Source organism: Pseudomonas helleri (assembly GCF_001043025.1).
Classification (GTDB): Bacteria; Pseudomonadota; Gammaproteobacteria; order Pseudomonadales; family Pseudomonadaceae; genus Aquipseudomonas; species Aquipseudomonas helleri.
In genome coordinates this window covers 78,011-94,712 of record NZ_JYLD01000009.1, presented here as the reverse complement: position 1 = coordinate 94,712, position 16,702 = coordinate 78,011, and the positions used below count along the sequence as shown (strand labels likewise).

The 16,702-nt window shown below is 53.5% G+C and carries 15 protein-coding genes, 1 tRNA gene and 6 pseudogenes; 14 read left to right on the top strand and 8 right to left on the bottom strand.

Annotated features, from left to right (window positions below; all coding sequences use genetic code 11):
• Positions 1 to 43 precede the first annotated feature (43 nt).
• From ybgC to TU84_RS15830, 10 genes are all read left to right on the top strand, one after another.
• Entirely contained in the window at positions 44 to 511 is a 468-nt protein-coding gene (gene ybgC / locus TU84_RS15875) for a tol-pal system-associated acyl-CoA thioesterase (protein WP_048370554.1), read from the top strand.
• A complete protein-coding gene (gene tolQ, locus TU84_RS15870) occupies positions 501 to 1,196 on the top strand; it encodes a protein TolQ (RefSeq protein WP_048370552.1) in 696 nt (231 codons plus the stop codon). The genes ybgC and tolQ overlap by 11 nt, the downstream gene beginning before the upstream one ends.
• A 23-nt stretch (positions 1,197 to 1,219) precedes the next feature.
• Positions 1,220 to 1,672, top strand: a complete 453-nt coding sequence (tolR, locus tag TU84_RS15865) for a protein TolR (protein ID WP_162207691.1) — start codon at positions 1,220 to 1,222, stop codon at positions 1,670 to 1,672.
• Positions 1,672 to 2,787, top strand: a complete 1,116-nt coding sequence (gene tolA / locus TU84_RS15860) for a cell envelope integrity protein TolA (protein ID WP_048370550.1) — start codon at positions 1,672 to 1,674, stop codon at positions 2,785 to 2,787. The genes tolR and tolA overlap by 1 nt, the downstream gene beginning before the upstream one ends.
• 38 nt (positions 2,788 to 2,825) lie before the next feature.
• Entirely contained in the window at positions 2,826 to 4,085 is a 1,260-nt protein-coding gene (tolB, locus tag TU84_RS15855; protein WP_194286902.1) for a Tol-Pal system beta propeller repeat protein TolB, read from the top strand.
• A gap of 55 nt (positions 4,086 to 4,140) precedes the next feature.
• Complete coding sequence (pal, locus tag TU84_RS15850) at positions 4,141 to 4,641, top strand: peptidoglycan-associated lipoprotein Pal (protein ID WP_048370547.1); 501 nt, start codon at positions 4,141 to 4,143, stop codon at positions 4,639 to 4,641.
• 6 nt (positions 4,642 to 4,647) lie between these two features.
• Positions 4,648 to 5,460: a tol-pal system protein YbgF gene (gene ybgF, locus TU84_RS15845; RefSeq protein WP_048370545.1), complete on the top strand. Its 813-nt coding sequence runs from the start codon at positions 4,648 to 4,650 to the stop codon at positions 5,458 to 5,460.
• 163 nt (positions 5,461 to 5,623) lie between these two features.
• Positions 5,624 to 6,271, top strand: coding sequence for a 7-carboxy-7-deazaguanine synthase QueE (gene queE / locus TU84_RS15840; protein WP_048370543.1), 648 nt, complete (start codon positions 5,624 to 5,626; stop codon positions 6,269 to 6,271).
• A gap of 1 nt (position 6,272) precedes the next feature.
• Positions 6,273 to 6,965 (top strand): 7-cyano-7-deazaguanine synthase QueC, encoded by a 693-nt coding sequence (gene queC, locus TU84_RS15835; RefSeq protein WP_048370542.1) that lies wholly within the window; start codon positions 6,273 to 6,275, stop codon positions 6,963 to 6,965.
• A gap of 74 nt (positions 6,966 to 7,039) precedes the next feature.
• Positions 7,040 to 7,115 (top strand) — tRNA-Lys (locus TU84_RS15830).
• 362 nt (positions 7,116 to 7,477) lie between these two features.
• On the opposite strand, the pseudogene TU84_RS15825 reads toward TU84_RS15830, so the two are convergent.
• The 3 pseudogenes from TU84_RS15825 to TU84_RS15815 all read right to left on the bottom strand — a co-directional run.
• Positions 7,478 to 7,750, bottom strand: a pseudogene (locus TU84_RS15825) (integrating conjugative element protein); the annotation flags it as partial.
• A 34-nt stretch (positions 7,751 to 7,784) separates the two neighbouring features.
• Positions 7,785 to 8,554 (bottom strand): annotated as a pseudogene (locus tag TU84_RS15820) (TIGR03756 family integrating conjugative element protein).
• Positions 8,551 to 8,982: pseudogene (locus TU84_RS15815) on the bottom strand (TIGR03757 family integrating conjugative element protein). Before TU84_RS15815 ends, TU84_RS15820 begins: the two co-directional pseudogenes overlap by 4 nt.
• 548 nt (positions 8,983 to 9,530) lie before the next feature.
• Here TU84_RS15815 and drt2 point away from each other — a divergent pair.
• The 3 genes and pseudogenes from drt2 to TU84_RS25625 all read left to right on the top strand — a co-directional run bounded on the left by drt2 (position 9,531) and on the right by TU84_RS25625 (position 12,095).
• Positions 9,531 to 10,814 carry an antiviral reverse transcriptase Drt2 gene (gene drt2, locus TU84_RS15810; protein WP_048370538.1) on the top strand — a complete coding sequence of 428 codons (1,284 nt, stop codon included), beginning with the start codon at positions 9,531 to 9,533 and terminating at the stop codon, positions 10,812 to 10,814.
• A 324-nt stretch (positions 10,815 to 11,138) separates the two neighbouring features.
• Positions 11,139 to 11,372: pseudogene (locus TU84_RS15805) on the top strand (LexA family protein); the annotation flags it as partial.
• Positions 11,365 to 12,095: pseudogene (locus tag TU84_RS25625) on the top strand (Y-family DNA polymerase). The pseudogenes TU84_RS15805 and TU84_RS25625, both read left to right, overlap by 8 nt.
• A 65-nt stretch (positions 12,096 to 12,160) precedes the next feature.
• Here TU84_RS25625 and TU84_RS15795 read toward each other — a convergent pair.
• The 5 genes and pseudogenes from TU84_RS15795 to TU84_RS15775 all read right to left on the bottom strand — a co-directional run.
• Entirely contained in the window at positions 12,161 to 12,433 is a 273-nt protein-coding gene (locus tag TU84_RS15795; RefSeq protein WP_048370536.1) for a DUF3077 domain-containing protein, read from the bottom strand.
• 402 nt (positions 12,434 to 12,835) lie between these two features.
• Complete coding sequence (locus TU84_RS15790) at positions 12,836 to 13,750, bottom strand: hypothetical protein (RefSeq protein ID WP_048370534.1); 915 nt, start codon at positions 13,748 to 13,750, stop codon at positions 12,836 to 12,838.
• A gap of 2 nt (positions 13,751 to 13,752) precedes the next feature.
• Complete coding sequence (locus TU84_RS15785; RefSeq protein WP_053225252.1) at positions 13,753 to 14,013, bottom strand: hypothetical protein; 261 nt, start codon at positions 14,011 to 14,013, stop codon at positions 13,753 to 13,755.
• 38 nt (positions 14,014 to 14,051) lie between these two features.
• The gene (locus TU84_RS15780) at positions 14,052 to 14,345 is read right to left on the bottom strand and encodes a hypothetical protein (protein ID WP_048370532.1); all 294 of its coding nucleotides are present in this window, start codon (positions 14,343 to 14,345) and stop codon (positions 14,052 to 14,054) included.
• Positions 14,342 to 15,700: pseudogene (locus tag TU84_RS15775) on the bottom strand (conjugative transfer ATPase); the annotation flags it as partial. The gene TU84_RS15780 and the pseudogene TU84_RS15775, both read right to left, overlap by 4 nt.
• 560 nt (positions 15,701 to 16,260) lie before the next feature.
• Here TU84_RS15775 and TU84_RS15765 point away from each other — a divergent pair.
• Positions 16,261 to 16,596, top strand: a complete 336-nt coding sequence (locus TU84_RS15765; protein ID WP_048370528.1) for a hypothetical protein — start codon at positions 16,261 to 16,263, stop codon at positions 16,594 to 16,596.
• Positions 16,597 to 16,702: the final 106 nt, after the last annotated feature.

Below are 16,702 nucleotides of genomic sequence, written 5' to 3'. Positions count from 1 at the left end.
AGTGGTTTGGCGGATTGGCAACCTGAGGAGTAAGCACTAGAGTATGCGCGCGCAAAACAGGCTTGAGCCGTTCGCACATCGCTGTCGCGTTTATTACGAAGACACCGATGCGGGTGGCGTCGTGTATTACGTAAATTATCTTAAGTTTATGGAGCGGGCTCGAACCGAAAGGCTGCGGGAGCTGGGCTTTGCCCAATCCGCGCTGGCAGGCGAGAACCTGTTATTTGTCGTGCATTCCAGCGAGGCGCGTTACCACGCACCGGCGCGACTGGACGACGAACTGTTGATAAGCGCTCAAGTAACAGAACTCAACCGTGCCAGCCTGCGTTTCAAGCAGCAGGTCTGGCGGGCTGCGGATACAACCTTGCTCTGTGAAGGGCAGTTTTTGGTGGCCTGTGTGCGCGCCGATAGTTTTAAACCCCGGGCCATTCCCGAAGCTTTACGTACGGCCTTTGCCGACGTAAGCGGCGCGGGTAAACATTTAGAGCAGGAGATAAAGCGTGGAAGCTAACGTCGTCGACCATTCCTCCATGTGGAGTTTGGTCAGCAATGCCAGCATTGTGGTGCAGTTGGTAATGTTGACCTTGCTGGCTGCATCGGTTACCTCGTGGATTATGATTTTTCAGCGCAGCACCATGCTGCGTGCCGGTCGACGTGCCCTGGACAGCTTTGAGGAGCGTTTCTGGTCGGGCATCGATTTGTCAAAACTGTATCGTCAGGCGGGCAGCAACCCGGACCCTGATTCTGGCGTTGAACAAATCTTCCGCGCCGGTTTCAAAGAGTTCTCGCGTTTGCGTCAACAGCCGGGCGTTGACCCGGAAGCCGTCATGGAAGGCGTTGCGCGTGCCATGCGTGTAGCGATTTCGCGCGAAGAAGAAAAACTGGAGCAAAGCCTGCCATTTCTGGCAACCGTTGGTTCGGTCAGCCCGTACATCGGTCTGTTCGGTACCGTGTGGGGCATCATGAACTCCTTCCGTGGTCTGGCGACTGCCCAGCAAGCGACCCTGGCGACCGTTGCACCGGGTATTGCTGAAGCATTGGTTGCAACCGCGATTGGTCTGTTTGCTGCCATCCCGGCTGTTATTGCTTACAACCGCTTTGCTGCACGTAGCGAAACGCTGATCAGCCGCTACTACACCTTCGCCGATGAATTCCAGGCGATCCTGCACCGTAAAGTGCACACCAGCGAAGAATAAGCAGGTAATTCCCAATGGCTTTAATCGCTCGAGCTCGCAAGAAGCGCAAGCCGGTTGCCGAAATGAACGTAGTGCCATACATCGACGTGATGCTGGTGCTGCTGGTGATTTTCATGGTGACCGCACCGATGCTCAACCAGGGTGTGAAAGTTGATTTGCCTAAGGTCTCCAGCGAGGCCTTGCCGCAAGACAACAACACTCAGGTTCTGACAATTTCGATCAAGGCTGACAAGACCTATTACTGGAACCTTGGCAGTGAAGTTGACACCGATAAACAAATGGACAAGGCGATGACCTTGCCTCAGATGACTGACGCGGTGACCAAGATCATTCGCGCGGGCAACGAGGGCGGCAAGCAGACCCAAGTCTTTATTCGCGGTGACAAAACCGTGGATTACGGCGCTGTAATGGGTGCCATGGGTGGCCTGCAAAAAGCTGGGGTCGGTAACGTTGGCTTGATTACCGAGGCTCCCTGATGCGCGACCAGCGGGAGCCGTCCGCCTCTGAAAATTATTTTTGGCCTACCGTCTGGGCTGTAGGGCTGCACGTCCTGATTTTCGGCATGCTGTTCGCCAGCTTTGCCATGACGCCAGAATTGCCGCCCGCAAAACCCATTGTTCAAGCTACTTTGTATCAACTGAAGTCAAAAAGTCAGGCGACGACTCAAACCAATCAGAAGATTGCGGGTGAGGCAAAAAAATCGGCTGCGCGTCAGACTGAAGTCGAACAGATGGAGCAGAAGAAGGTTGAACAGGAAGCTGTAAAAGCCGCGGAACAAAAGAAACAAGAGGTTGCCGAGAAGGCAGCTGAAGCGAAGAAAGCAGACGAAGCCAAAAAAGCGGACGAAGCGAAGAAGGCGGACGAGGCTAAAAAAGCCGACGAAGCCAAGAAGGCCGATGACGCGAAGAAAGCCGACGATGCCAAAAAGGCAGCGGACGCTAAAAAGGCTGAAGAGAAAAAGCTGGCTGATATCGCTAAAAAGAAAGCAGACGACGAGGCTAAAAAAGCCGCTGAAGAAGAGGCCAAGAAACAGGCCGCTGAAGACGCGAAGAAGAAAGCCGCTGAGGATGCCAAGAAAAAAGCGGCTGAGGACGCCAAGAAAAAGGCTGCCGCAGACGACGCGAAGAAGAAAGCTGCTGAAGATGCCAAGAAGAAAGCCACTGCTGAAGCGGCCAAGAAAAAGGCTGTAGAAGCAGCGCGTAAATCTGCCGAAGAGAAAAAGGCCCAGGCCTTGGCGGATTTGCTTTCTGATACGCCGCAACGCCAGCAGGCGTTGGCAGACGAGCAGGGTGATGAGGTCGCCGGTAACTTTGATGACCTGATTCGCTCTCGCGCTGCAGAAGGTTGGGCGCGTCCACCTTCGGCCCGTAAGAACATGAAGGTTGTGCTGCAAATTGGCATGTTGCCAGATGGCACGGTAACGTCGGTGACGGTTGCCAAGTCCAGTGGTGATGGTCCGTTTGACAGTTCGGCTGTGGCAGCGGTCAAAAACATTGGCCGTTTAACGGAAATGCAAAGCTTGAAGCCTAGCGATTTTAATCCTTACCGATCATTCAAGATGACATTCACACCTGAGGATCTAGCCTTGTGATTAAATTTTTTCGAGGACTGCTCGTCATCGTCTGCTGCATGGCAGGGATGGCTGTAGCTGAAGAAAAGAACATCCTGGTTACCAGCGGTAGCGACCGGGCAACACCTATTGCAGTCGTGCCGTTCGGCTGGCAGGGCGGTACCGTCCTGCCTGACGACATCGCTGAAATTGTGGGTAACGACCTGCGTAACTCGGGTTACTACTCACCGATTCCAAAGCAGAACATGATCAGCCAGCCGACCCAGGCCAGCGAAGTCATCTTCCGTGACTGGAAGGCGCTGGGCGCACAGTACGTGATGGTCGGTAATATCGTGCCAGCGGGCGGTCGCCTGCAGGTGCAATATGCCTTGTTCAACGTGTCGACCGAGCAACCGGTGTTGACCGGCAGCGTGTCGGGCACCACTGAGCAACTGCGCGACATGGCGCACTACATTTCTGACCAGTCGTTTGAAAAACTGACCGGCATCAGAGGTGCATTTTCGACCCGTCTGCTCTACGTGACGGCTGAGCGCGCCAGTGTCAACAACACCCGCTACACCCTGCAGCGCTCCGACTACGATGGCGCGCGTGCGGTGACCCTGCTGCAATCGCGCGAGCCGATCCTGTCGCCACGCTTTGCACCGGATGGCAAGCGCATCGCTTATGTGTCGTTCGAGCAGAAGCGTCCGCGCATCTTCGTTCAGAACATCGATACCGGCCATCGTGAGCAAGTCACCAACTTTGAAGGCCTGAACGGTGCGCCAGCCTGGTCGCCGGATGGTTCGAAGTTGGCGTTTGTACTGTCTAAAGACGGCAACCCGGACATCTACGTGATGAACATGGCCTCGCGCCAGATCACCCGCGTGACCAACGGTCCTGGTATCAACACCGAGCCGTTCTGGGGCAAGGATGGTTCGACCATTTACTTCACGTCTGACCGTGGCGGTAAGCCACAAGTCTACAAAACCACGATCGGTAGTGGTGCAGCGCAGCGCGTGACCTTTATCGGTAACTACAACGCCAACCCTAAGCTGTCGGCGGATGAAAAGACCTTGGTCATGATTCACCGTCAGGACGGATTTACCAATTTCCGTGTTGCGGCTCAAGATTTGGAAAGAGGAAGTGTAAAAATCCTCACAGATACTAACCTTGATGAGTCAGCTACTGTTGCGCCCAACGGCACCATGGTAATCTACGCCACCCGCCAGCAGGGCCGGGGAGTCTTGATGCTCGTGTCCATCAATGGACGCGTAAGGCTCCCTCTTCCTACCGCTCAAGGCGAAGTCAGAGAACCTTCCTGGTCCCCTTACCTGAACTGACGTGGTGATAGATTCAAGTTGCACATAACACTTGGGGTTCATTAGGAGTTTTACGATGGAAATGCTGAAGTTTGGTAAATTCGCTGCGCTGGCACTGGCCATGGCTGTAGCTGTAGGTTGCTCGTCCAAAGGCGGCGACAATGCCGGTGAAGGCGCTGCTGTTGATCCAAACGCTGGTTACGGCGCAAACACAGGCGCTGTTGATGGCTCCCTGAGCGAAGAAGCTGCTCTGCGTGCCATTACTGTTTTCTACTTCGAATATGATTCTTCGGACCTGAAACCAGAAGCAATGCGCGCTCTGGACGTTCACGCTAAAGACCTGAAAGCTAGCGGCGCTCGCGTCGTTCTGGAAGGTAACACTGACGCCCGTGGTACTCGTGAGTACAACATGGCACTGGGCGAGCGTCGTGCGAAAGCCGTTCAACGCTACCTGGTACTGCAAGGTGTTTCTCCAGCACAACTGGAACTGGTGTCCTACGGTAAAGAGCGTCCAGTTGCTACTGGCAACGACGAACAGTCGTGGGCTCAGAACCGTCGCGTCGAACTGCGTAAGTAATTCGTCATGCGAACGTGCCGCCGTGCTGTAACTATTCTGACTCTCAGCCTCATGCCGCTAGCGGCATGGGCTGCGGTTCCTGTGGTCGATGACAACTCTGGCAATAGCGGGGGGAGTTATCCATCACCGGGTTATGGTGCGAGCGGCGCCTATGCCGGGGGAGGGGTTTCGACCCCTGTCTCGGCACAGGGCGAGCTGTTCAACCAACTGCAGCAAATGCAGGATCAGATCTCACGCCAACAGGGTGTGATCGAAGTTTTGCAAAATGATATTTCACGCATGAAGCAAGAAAGCCTGGAGCGATACCAGGAACTTGATCGGCGTATTGGTACGGGCGCTCCTGCAGCTGCCGCACCTGATAATTCTGCTGCCGGTGGTGCTGCTGCCGCCGGTAATACTGCAGCGCCTGCACCTCAGGCTGCTGCCAGCTCGGAACCGGGTGATCCAGCGAAAGAAAAGCTCTACTACGATGCTGCTTTCGACTTGATCAAAGCCAAGGATTTCGACAAAGCCAGTCAGGCCTTTGCGGCCTTTCTGCGCAAATACCCAAACAGCCAATACGCGGGCAATGCTCAGTACTGGTTGGGTGAAGTGAGCTTGGCCAAAGGCGACCTGCAAGGTGCTGGTCAGGCCTTCGCCAAAGTGAGCCAGCTATATCCCAAGCACGCCAAAGTGCCGGATTCGCTCTACAAGCTGGCTGACGTAGAGCGCCGTCTGGGCCATACCGACAAAGTAAAAGGCATCTTGCAACAGGTTGTTGCACAGTATCCTGGCACGTCGGCGGCACAGTTGGCCCAGCGCGATTTGCAGCGCATGTAAGCCATACGAAGCTTTCATCGAGAAACCCGCGCTTGTCGCGGGTTTTTTCGTTAGAATCCACGCCCTTTTATGAAATACGCTCTTCTGAGTCCTGCGAGTGCAGATTCTTTAGAGTGCCTGACGGAGGCGGACAGCCTGTTTAGCTGTTACGCCCGTGGCGGATATGCAAGACACATTGAGAATTACCGAAGTTTTTTACTCTTTGCAGGGTGAAACGCGAACGGCTGGCCTGCCCACCGTTTTTGTACGTCTAACGGGCTGCCCATTGCGCTGCCAGTATTGCGACAGTGCCTACGCCTTCAGTGGCGGCACCGTGCGCTCCCTCGACAGCATTCTTGAGCAAGTGGCCGATTTTCGTCCGCGCTACGTGTGTGTGACGGGTGGCGAGCCCTTGGCGCAGCCTAATGCCATTCCATTGCTTAAGCAGCTTTGCGACGCGGGTTACGACGTCTCGATCGAGACCAGTGGTGCGCTGGATATTTCGGCTGTCGACCCACGCGTCAGTCGTGTGCTCGACCTGAAAACCCCTGGCTCCAAAGAGTCCCATCGCAACCTCTACGAAAACATTGCGTTGTTGACGCCGCACGATCAGGTCAAGTTCGTGATCTGCTCGCGCGAGGACTACGACTGGGCAGTGTCCAAGCTGATTGAATACGGTTTGGAGCGACGCGCCGGTGAAGTGCTGTTTTCGCCGAGCCATCACGATCTGGCGGCCCGTGACCTGGCCGACTGGATTGTCGCGGACAACTTGCCTGTACGTTTGCAAATGCAACTGCACAAATATCTTTGGAATGACGAGCCGGGGCGCTGAAATGACTGAACACACTGCTGTCACTGAAAAAAGAGCGGTAATTTTGCTGTCCGGCGGCCTCGACTCGGCCACCGTGGTGGCCATGGCTCGCGCTGAAGGTTATCGCTGCTACACCATGAGCTTTGATTACGGCCAGCGCCATCGCGCCGAGCTCGACGCTGCAGCACGTGTTGCTCGCGACCTGGGCGCGGTTGAGCACAAAGTCATTGGCTTGAACCTGGACGGTATTGGCGGCTCAGCCCTGACCGACAGCTCCATTGATGTACCCGAAGCACCCAGCGAAGGCATCCCGGTAACCTACGTGCCGGCTCGTAACACCGTATTCCTGTCATTGGCCTTGGGCTGGGCAGAAGTGCTGCAAGCGCGGGACATCTTCATTGGCGTCAATGCGGTGGACTATTCCGGCTACCCGGACTGCCGTCCGGAGTTCGTAGAAGCCTTCGAAGCCATGGCCAACCTGGCGACCAAAGCCGGTGTTGAGGGGCAGGGCTTTAGCATCAAAGCGCCACTGCAAAACATGAGCAAGGCGCAGATCGTCCAGGCGGGAATCAGGCTCGGCGTGGATTACTCACTCACCGTATCCTGCTACCAGGCCGACGCCCAAGGCCAAGCCTGCGGCAAATGCGACAGCTGCCGCCTGCGTGCAGAAGGCTTTCAAGCGGCCGGCGTTTCGGACCCAACACGTTACTTTTGATTTATTTCACATTTATTTTTAACAAGGTGTTGAATTCTCGTTAAAAATCAGTATTATACGCACCACAACGAAGCGGGTCGTTAGCTCAGTTGGTAGAGCAGTTGGCTTTTAACCAATTGGTCGTAGGTTCGAATCCCACACGACCCACCATATGCAACATCAAAACAGCCGGTACGCACCTCAGGGTCTACCGGCTTTTTTGTGCCTGAAATTCGGTGGGACGCGCAGACTGAAAGGCAAAAAGTTCACCATGCACTTGCTGACATGCAGCCGTCTTAGGGCGAACAGTAGTTTCGCGCCCGGGTGATGTCAATCTGCAGTAGCCCACTGGCGGTGCCATTTGATCAAAATACGAAGTGTCTTTCGGACGACGTTCATTGCTAGGTAGGAATGTTCGTATATCAATAGTGCTGCGGTTAGTTGAGCGTATTTTGAGCCGAGCTCCTACTGGCCATGACATTGCCTCAACCCCAATCATAATTTTTTATACAGCCGCGCGTGATCATGAGGGCGAAGAGGGTTGAGGCCCCGTTCAACTGGTTTTCGAGGGTGTTGGTCATGCTCATGTTTCCGCAGACCAGATTGTTGTTCCAGCCGCCACCCACCTGAATGCTCTGCATGTTGCCAGCACTGCCCATAGCGACCGCGCTGCCACCTCCGATGCTGTAAAGCACCTCATCCCCGATCACGCTGCCAGAGGACAAAGCGTTGATAGGGTCAGCACACCAGGCTGTCGCGCTGCAGAGGCTGTAAAGGGTTCCGATCAACCAGGGAGTGATTTTCATGACATGCTCCGATCGCTGTTGGTCTGGATGCTCATTAAAAGTCCGTACTCCCCAGGAAGGTTTGGCCACGCCGCTGACAGCAGGCGTATGGACGCCAGAGCGCCCAGGCGTAACCACCGTCCTCGGCCTGAACCTGTGGTGTTGAATGCGGGAATACGGCACACGATTGACTGAGCGTCGGCGTTGCCGGTAGTGGCATCGCCCTCAGTAAGCTCACCTGCATGCCAATAGCCGTCGCGCGCAGAAGCTTGCATGGGCAAATAGACATGGACTTGCCCGAGCTTCTGGATAAACCGCCTCAGGGATACCGTACCGCCAGGTAATAGGATCAAGCGTGCTCAAGTAATACGGCATCCACGGCGCCGTCGCGCCTTGGCAAGCATACCCCGACGCACTGGCGAACTCACTGAATACAGCACCGCCCGGGTGCCCGATTACATCCGCCTCTTTGAACTTAAGTGCCGCGTTCTCGGCAATATGATTGGTCGTAGCGTCATTGCCCGCCTGAGACAACGGAGTCGGCGTTCCCAAAGGCGACATCTCAACCCACGGGTTAGCCCCGGTATTGGAATACGCCGACATCACCGTATCTGGCACGTAATGCCGCACCTTGGTCGACGTCTTCACCTTGCAGCCCAGCGCCGTGCACAGCAGCCAATAGCAAATGCCAACCACTTTGTACTCAAGGCATTGAGGCGACAGCGACGAGGCAATGATCGTTGCTGAAGTGATCGATGCAGAGGCGCTGAAGGGCAGGCTACAGATAAGAGCCAGCGACAGAGGGCGGAGCAGGCAGCGGTTCATTGCGGTTGGCCTTTGGCGTTGTTGATGAGGACCAAGGCTTTGGCTACATCCGGCTCGCCGTAGACGACGTAGCGGCGGTCAACAACGACGGCAGGGATCTTGGTGATACCTATGCTCTAGGCATCGGTAAGGTCTTGTTGGGCTTTGGCGAGTTCGGCTTGTAAGCGTTTGCCGGAGGGGCTGTTGAGGCGGCTTTGGATGATCGCGGCGGCTTGGTGTGGGTCTGAGGGGAGGGCGCGGGACAGCTCGGACTCGAGGTGTTGTTGCTGGTCTAAAAGAATGATTCGGGCTGGGCCGGGGGAGGTGATGGGGTGCGTTTGGTCTGTGATGACCCAGGTTTGGGCTTGGGCGAATGTGGTTATGGTTAGTAAGGCGAGCAATAGCACCACTTTAAGCGGTATGAGGGTGAGGGCTTGTTGGGTGGGCATGGTGCTGTACCTGAGATGGGCTCAGGTGCATGGGACTAGAAACAGTGAGTAGGTGCAGTAGGAAAACGGTTTTTAGTGGGGGATGGTTTTCTTGGTAGTAATGGGAGAAGCGCCGGGACTTTCAGATTATTGGGGTGTGGATTGTATTTGTAGCCAAAGCTTCAATTTAGAAAATCATAAATCCTACTGTATGCGCTAGCACCACCTTTTTGTGGTACGCATAAAAATCGTTCTTGCCTCTAGCCCTTGCACGCGCCCTATGCTAAATTCGATCTTGCTCATGGCATAAGGCCATGAGGTGGATCACATGTTGTCAAGCCACCCATGATTATTTATCAGCGGGATACACACGGCAAACAACAGCACGCGGAATCTCTTCATTGAGAACCTCCAAATGTAATAGTGATACTGACATTATATGTCAACTCTAGCAATACGCGGCCTAGTCTGAAAAGATGGATAATGTTTAGAGCATTAAGTTGAGCCGGCGGGACGACTCCGGGATTGTCGCCATCCTAGTCCCGCCGGTTGGCTTATTAAGGTAAAACATGGACGATTTACAGTGGTTTAAGCCAAGAAAGTATCTGCATTTTGATCGCCCGCTAGGTGAAAAGTCAGCATTGAACTATGTTTCTTCTCCCGAAAAAGTGGCAAGTCATTCTTTCTATCCTTTTATTAGCTATACATCTGAAGTAATAAAGTATCGGCTGGATAATGATCGGGGTGTATTTACTAAAAATTCTAAGCCAAGGCCAATAAGTTATTCGGCACATTTAGACTCTCATATTTATGCTTACTACTGTTCATTGCTAAGCAAGAAATATGAGGAGGAATTGGTGCGAAAAGGTTTGCATACCTCAATATTGGCATTTCGCTCAATTGACTCAAAAAGTAATATTAACTTTGCTCATGATGCATTTAATGAGATTAAAAATCGTGGCGAATGTTGTGTGTTGGCTTTTGATGTTGAGAAGTTCTTTGATCGGCTTGATCATTCAATGCTGAAAAAAGCATGGGAGAAATTGTTATGTGTCGATAGGCTTCCCAGTGATCACTTTGCGGTGTTCAAAGCTATAACTAGAAGTGCAAAAGTAAATAAAATCGATCTGTATAAAAAACTCGGGATTTCTATTCATAACCCTCGCGTGCGAGGAGCCCGGTTGTGTACGCCTAAACAATTTCGCGATGATGTAAGAAAAGGCGGGCTTTTAAGCGTTAATCCGGAGTTATTCGGTATTCCTCAGGGGTCGCCAATAAGTGCGTTTATATCAAATCTTTATATGCTTGAATTTGATCTGAAGCTACTGTCAAAGTTGTCCCTGACAGAGTCTGTGTTCTTCAGGTATTGTGATGATCTCCTAATAATCTGTGATTTGGAACATGAGGATGATATCCATGAGTTTGTTAAAAAGGAAATCGCAACACTCAAGCTTAATCTGCAACATAAGAAAACTGAAATCCGTCATTTTAATTTCGATAAAAATGGTCAGCTAAAATCGGATAAAGCGGTTCACTATCTTGGGTTTTCGTTTGATGGTCAACGTGAACACATCCGATCATCATCCATGACACGCTACTACAAGAAGCTTGGAAAACGGATTCGTGTAAGTAAGAAAGCAATGGATCGATGCAATGAACTTCGTGCTGGGAGGGGAGAGTTACCAAAAGAGCTTTTTCTTCGTACGATATACCGGGGTTACAGCTATTTAGGTCGAAGAAATTTTATTTCTTATGGCTTTAGAGCTGCAAAAATTATGCAGTCTAAATCTATCAAGAAGCAGCTGAAACCTCACTGGAAAAAGCTTAATAAGTTGATTTCTGATTCCATATAGAAAATTTGAAAATATATTTTAGGCCGGTTTTATTGAATATAGGATCTTGCATTCTAAACTAGTGGTCGGTCTCCGAATTGTTGCCATTTCCCGCCTGAGAAGCCATCGTCTCGGAAGTATTGGATTTGCTAGATATTTTCTCCCTTCAAAATTACTGCACAAATCGTCCGCACATGGCGAGGGCCTCATGGCTGTAGCGACTGCAGGGAGCGTAGACGCATTAAACGGGATGTTCCTCTCGTCTAAATCTCATGCGGGCGTATTGCTCAGATCTGTCCTACGCGGTTAACTGTATATTCATACAGTTAATTAAAGGCGCGCGTCATGAGCTTCACTCTTTTAGGTCCTCTCGTGGAGGGCGGAGTTCCTATACCGCTGTGTTTGTTCAAGATTCCGGCCGGGCTTCCGTCACCGGCGGCGGATCATATCGAGCAGGCGATTTCTTTGGATGAAGTGCTCAATGTTCGCGCGCCGCATGTTTATCTGGCGTCTATCGATGGCGACAGCATGCAAGGGATCGGGATTTTTTCAGGGGATTTGGCGGTGATCGATCGCTCCGGTTTTCGCGCTGATCGACTGCAAAAGCTTCTATGCCAGTTGCGAGCGGGTGTTCAGGCCGGATTTGGCCAAAGTCCCCATCGTGGTGCTCAGCAATAACGATGGCTGTGTGATCGCCCGCAGTTGTGACGCCAAGCCGTTTGTGACAATGGGCGAGCCGTATTTTCAGATCAAGCAGCGGTTGGAGCAGCACGGCATTATTGCGTTCTCTTCGAACTATGCGCTATATGGCGGCATGAGCGAGCGGGTCATGAGCCTGATTGAATCGATGGTGCCAGCGGCGGAGGTCTACAGCATTGATGAGTCGTTCGCCGACTTTACGGGCCTTCCGGACGCCACCGCCATGGGGCGGGCGTTGCGCGCCAGGATCCTGAAGTGCACGGGTATTCCTGTCGGGGTGGGAATCGGCCCCTCTTGACCAAGGCTGCTGTCGAAGCGCTCACCCATGTTTTTCAGCCCGGGTTCAAATACAGCAAGGCTGAGGTGTTGCTCATGGATCTACGGCAACCGGGCGAGTTCTCTGATGATCTGTTTGCGGTCAATCAGCCCGCAGAGGCGACCAGGGTGATGGCCGTTCTGGATCAAATTAACGCGCGCTGGGGCAGGGGCACGCTACGGGCTGCCAGTGTGCCCATCAAGCCGGATTGGGGCATGCGCAGGGAAATGATGAGTCAAAGCTATACGACCCGGCTGGATCAGTTGTGGCGACTGTCGTGTCATTAGCAGCAGGACATAACCCCACCCGGTAACGATGGGGCTGCCCATGGGCTGACGCTAAACCCATACCTTTACGGTACGTCTTGCAGCCCCAAGGTCACGTCGTCAATGATCGCTTTCGCCATTTCGCTGAGGTAGTGCGACGCCCAGCGCATGGTTTCGTGGCCATCGTCCATGGCGCCCAGGTAAGAGAGCGTGTTGACGCAGTTCAACAGCAAAGAGGCATGTTGCAGGGCTTCTTCACCTGAGACACCGGCAATGACGCTGAACAGGCGCTGGTTCTCTGCGTTGCAGGTGCCAAAGGTGGCGCCGCCAACGGTTTTGATCAACGGTGAGACGTTCATAAGGCACCTCGTTTCGCATCGAGGAGTTGGACGTTGTGCAGGGCGACAGTACGCGTCGGGCATTTTTTGAACGGATTGAGAGCGTGCATCTGGCATTACTCCTATTGTTGAGGAGCTGCCACGAACCGCCGTCAAACGATTTAGGGTGGCAGCTGTGCGCAGGTTGACGGACCGGGACAATAGGAAACCCGGCAGACCCGAAGGTCTCCCACGCACAGCCGCCATTAACGAAGATGCGGACGCAAAAAAAGCGCCTGCAATCGTAACGGGGGCGCCTGTGCGCCTATTGTTAATCGGGCCGTCAAACCCGTTCGCTGATGTGCAGCGACGTCGAAAGGGTAACGCTGGGGTACTTAAAGTGCAACCGCGTATGGGTGTGCAACTCCAGGCCAATGCCGCCACCTACGATTTACCACCCAGAATTTTCTGGGCCATCGCAACCAGCTCATTTTTACGAGGGCGATAAGCGCGGTCTTCTGACACGTTAATAAGCGCCAAGAAGTGGTTGGGATCAAAGGTGATCACCTGCTCATAAAGCTCCACGTTGACTTTTTTGCGCTGGGTGAAAACGACCATTTTCATGGTCTCGGTGATTACATTGTCGGTACTGGTGATGGTGTGGTGGATGTAGCTCACATTGATGTTCAGGAAGTCTTTATCGTTTTTAGGTCTTAAGACGCCTTTCTGGCCACCCTCGGCATCTATCTGCGCTTCAGGCAGGTGTTCACGCAATGCCTTCAGCAGAGCTGGATTGTTGTGAACCCGCTGCCGGGTGATGGATTTGGCATTGGCCATGTAGGCGAAAATCCACGGGATGTTGAGCAGGGTCGCAGCTTTGTAGAGATGTCCTTGATGATCGCGGTAACTGTTCAACATACGTTCGGCAAAGGCGTTGCCGATTTTTATCCCTGTCGATTCTTCGATCATGTAAATCACTTGGTCAAAGTGATTGATCAGCAGATTTAAAATACTGATAGCAATCTTCGAGCCCGGCGTTCTCCGACCATCGCGGTCAGGATTGCGGTCGGGGTTGGAGTAAGGGCAAAACTCATACGACTCATGATCGTATTCGGCCAGGTAAGTCACTGACTTTGAGTAGTGCTTGGCGTAGGGGTCTGGTGTATGGGCCAGCTTTTTGTAGAGGCCGAGGATCTGGATTGGATTCTCGCAGGCCGGGCACACCGCAAAGTGTAACGACCCTTTCCCAGGCTTGCCTGCCTGGTAGTAGGGGGCTTCTTTCAGTGTGTCGCGCTCAAAGTTTGTCACCGTAATTTTTGTATGGGTTGTTTGGCCCACCTTGGTTTTATACACATCCATCTTCAGATCCTCAGCTTGAGTTCGTAGCGCTGATGCAATTGCACCCACCATTCGACGGGCAGCGTGGGAACGCCTCCATGGTGTTCTGCGAGCTGCAGGCACTGCAACAAGGTGGTAAGTGGCAGTGAAAATTCGTGATGAGCGTCTTTAAGCGCAAAAAACATCTCTTCTTCGCACGTGGGGCAGGCTGATTTATCAGGGGTTTCAGCGTTTTTTTGAACCATCGAATTCAAGCACTGAGTCGGGTTTTTGGGGCCTTTCATGGGGCTTTCTCCTGAACGCTATTTGGTTAAAAACTATTTCAAACCGAAGCATCGCCGCGCGCGCCCACCAATCCATGTCTGCTGAGTGCCTCAAACAACGCGGTCTGCGCGCCTGATGCTTGCGGATGGTCTCTCAGCCAACTTTCAAGCACGGCTCGTAATTGGCCTTGAATATCGCGACGGTCAACGGCCCGGTTGAGTACTTCCTGCAATTGTTCGATCAGCACGGGGGCGCAGACTTCGAGGGTGTGCAAAGCGTCTTCACCCGGTTGTTGAAGCAACTGTGTGAGGCTTTCGATCAAGTTCTGGGTCAGGGTGTTGAGTGTTCTCATACCGGAGGCTCCAAGGCCGTGGTGGGGGCAGGGAAGGTGATGCTGTGAGGTTCGATGCCGCGCAGCCGGTCGATGCGGGCAGCAATGTGGATGGCGGCGTCCAGTTCGTTGAGCCCGAGGCTTTGCATCACGTCGTAGCGTTCTTTCTTTTCTTCGGGCTCGGTCATGGCCAGCGCTAAATAGAGGCTGGGCGGTACCGCGCGGAACAGCACTTCCATGCTTTTGGACAGGAGTACGCCCTCGGTGTATTTGCCGCTCTCCTTGCGTGCCGACAGCATCAGGGCTTTTTGCGCGGGGCTCAGTTCGCGGAATTTGGAGATTTTTTCCACTTCATCCGGCGGCATGTTCAGGCAGATCCACCACTCGATCATGTTCAGCATCGGTGCGGCCGCAGGCGGCAGGTCATCCACGTTCTGGGTGGCCAGCCAGAACCAGGCGCCCAGCTTTCGCCACATCTTGGTGATCTTGACCACGTAGGGTGAGAGCAGCGGGTTTTTGGTGATGATGTGGCCTTCATCGGTCAGTTTGACGATGGGGCGGCCTTTGTATTGGTCGCGCTCGGCCAGGTTGTTGATGGTGTTGAGCAGCGAGATGTAGGCGATCGACAGTTGCGCGTTGTAGCCCTCGCGCGCATAGGTCGCCAGATCGACAATGGTGATGTCGGCCTCGGGCCAGGGCGTCCCTTCACAGTTGAAAATGTCGCCATCGGCGCCCATGCAAAACAAGTCCATGGACTCGGCCATTTCCTGCATGCGATTGCGCCGGGTTTCAGGTGAGTCTTCAACCTGTGCGGCGGCTTTGAGTGCGTCGCGAATGTTTTGGGTCAGCACCGAACGGCCAGCATGGGCGCAGGTTTTAGCCGCCGCCAGAATGCTGTGGTGGATGGCGCTGCGGTCGGCGCGGGTCAAGCGTTCTTCTTCCTTGGGCTCGCCGCCGGTAATCATCAGGCGAGCAGCGATTTCCAGTTCGCCCAGAATGTCGCGCTGCTCATCCTGGCTGCTGGTGTGGGCGTCAGACGACTCAACATCGTCAGGTGCCAGTACCTTGATCGGGTCTGAGCTTTGAACCAGACGTATGGCATCAGCAAAGGGCGCCAGGCTGACCCCGGAGCCCGGACTCAGCTTTACCCGATTCACCGTCAGCCCTAGGCGTTTGGCCAGGTCGCCGATAAGCCCGAAGCTGTTACCGGCTTCGACAATAAACAAGCGCGGGCGGTACATTGCAATCAGTTGGCTGATGAGGCTGCACAAGGTCGCCGATTTACCGGCGCCGGTGGGGCGCCCCCACACAGGGGCCAGATTGGCAATGTGCTGGGCGAACATCAGTTGCGTGTACCAGTCCAGCGCGCGGCGCCTTTAGGATTCGTTGAAGACGGCTCACGCTATTGCCTGTTGTCTCCAGTTGCGCCTAAACCAGGCAGCTTGGAAATGGATTTACTTAAATGGTTGCAGGCCTTGGGCTGAGGCTATCCACCAACGCCAAGAGCCGGTCGCGACATTTGCTATGCGCAATCAAACGTCAGCGATGCGCTTTCTCGCCAACGAGGACGAGAACGCCCAGATAGCCATCCCGAGTCCGCTGTGGAACAGCAGAGGAGCCTAAAGATTGATATCTGCGTAAACGCCTGCAGCGAAGAGGCGATGTCCTTCATGCCTAGGAAGAAATTGATGATTTGGATTAACCTGCTCGGCAACTGCAGTGCAACCAAAGAGGAGTGCATGGTGATGGGCAGCACAGACCACCCATGCTTCCACGTCCTCAGGCTTGATCGCAGGTTTTGCGTGGGTGATGTGTCGAAATTCTATATAGCTATCAGCGATAAAATGAGTAGCAAAGCTGTCAAAAGCTTCAGCCCTTAGGGTAGAGTGCCGCCGCCCGATAATTGGATTCGGGTTCTATTGAATGGAGTAACACCGTGAAGATCGTTAGTAAAACCCTCGCTTCTGCTGTATGCGTTTTGGCTCTTGCAGGTTGTACCGGTACGGCTATGAAGACTCATCAGTACGATAGCAACCAGTACACCGTCGTAGGCCACAGTGAAGCGAGCGCTACGGGTGTGATGCTTTTCGGTCTGATTCCTATTGGTCAGAACAGCCGTTTTGTACGCGCGCAGACATCTGCAATCCAGGCCAAGGGCGGGGATGCGCTGATTAATACTCAAGTCCAGGAAAAGTGGTTTTGGGCATGGGTTCTGAACGGCTACACCACCACCGTTTCCGGCGATGTGATTAAGCTGAAAACTGCTGAGTAAATAGCATTTGGTTTAAGAAAGCCCGGTTTCCGGGCTTTCTTGTTTTTAGCGTTTGGAGATTCTGTGAGTTGAGTTAATCACGATGGTGTTCCTGCATAGCCATTTT

Coding starts and splice junctions, on each gene's coding strand:
- ybgC (WP_048370554.1), top strand. CDS start 44: ATGCGCGCGCAAAACAGGCTTGAGCCGTTCGCACATCGCTGTCGCGTT.
- tolA (WP_048370550.1), top strand. CDS start 1,672: ATGCGCGACCAGCGGGAGCCGTCCGCCTCTGAAAATTATTTTTGGCCT.
- tolB (WP_194286902.1), top strand. CDS start 2,826: ATGGCAGGGATGGCTGTAGCTGAAGAAAAGAACATCCTGGTTACCAGC.
- pal (WP_048370547.1), top strand. CDS start 4,141: ATGGAAATGCTGAAGTTTGGTAAATTCGCTGCGCTGGCACTGGCCATG.
- ybgF (WP_048370545.1), top strand. CDS start 4,648: ATGCGAACGTGCCGCCGTGCTGTAACTATTCTGACTCTCAGCCTCATG.
- queE (WP_048370543.1), top strand. CDS start 5,624: ATGCAAGACACATTGAGAATTACCGAAGTTTTTTACTCTTTGCAGGGT.
- queC (WP_048370542.1), top strand. CDS start 6,273: ATGACTGAACACACTGCTGTCACTGAAAAAAGAGCGGTAATTTTGCTG.
- drt2 (WP_048370538.1), top strand. CDS start 9,531: ATGGACGATTTACAGTGGTTTAAGCCAAGAAAGTATCTGCATTTTGAT.
- TU84_RS15795 (WP_048370536.1), bottom strand. CDS start 12,433: ATGAACGTCTCACCGTTGATCAAAACCGTTGGCGGCGCCACCTTTGGC.
- TU84_RS15790 (WP_048370534.1), bottom strand. CDS start 13,750: ATGGATGTGTATAAAACCAAGGTGGGCCAAACAACCCATACAAAAATT.
- TU84_RS15785 (WP_053225252.1), bottom strand. CDS start 14,013: ATGAAAGGCCCCAAAAACCCGACTCAGTGCTTGAATTCGATGGTTCAA.
- TU84_RS15780 (WP_048370532.1), bottom strand. CDS start 14,345: ATGAGAACACTCAACACCCTGACCCAGAACTTGATCGAAAGCCTCACA.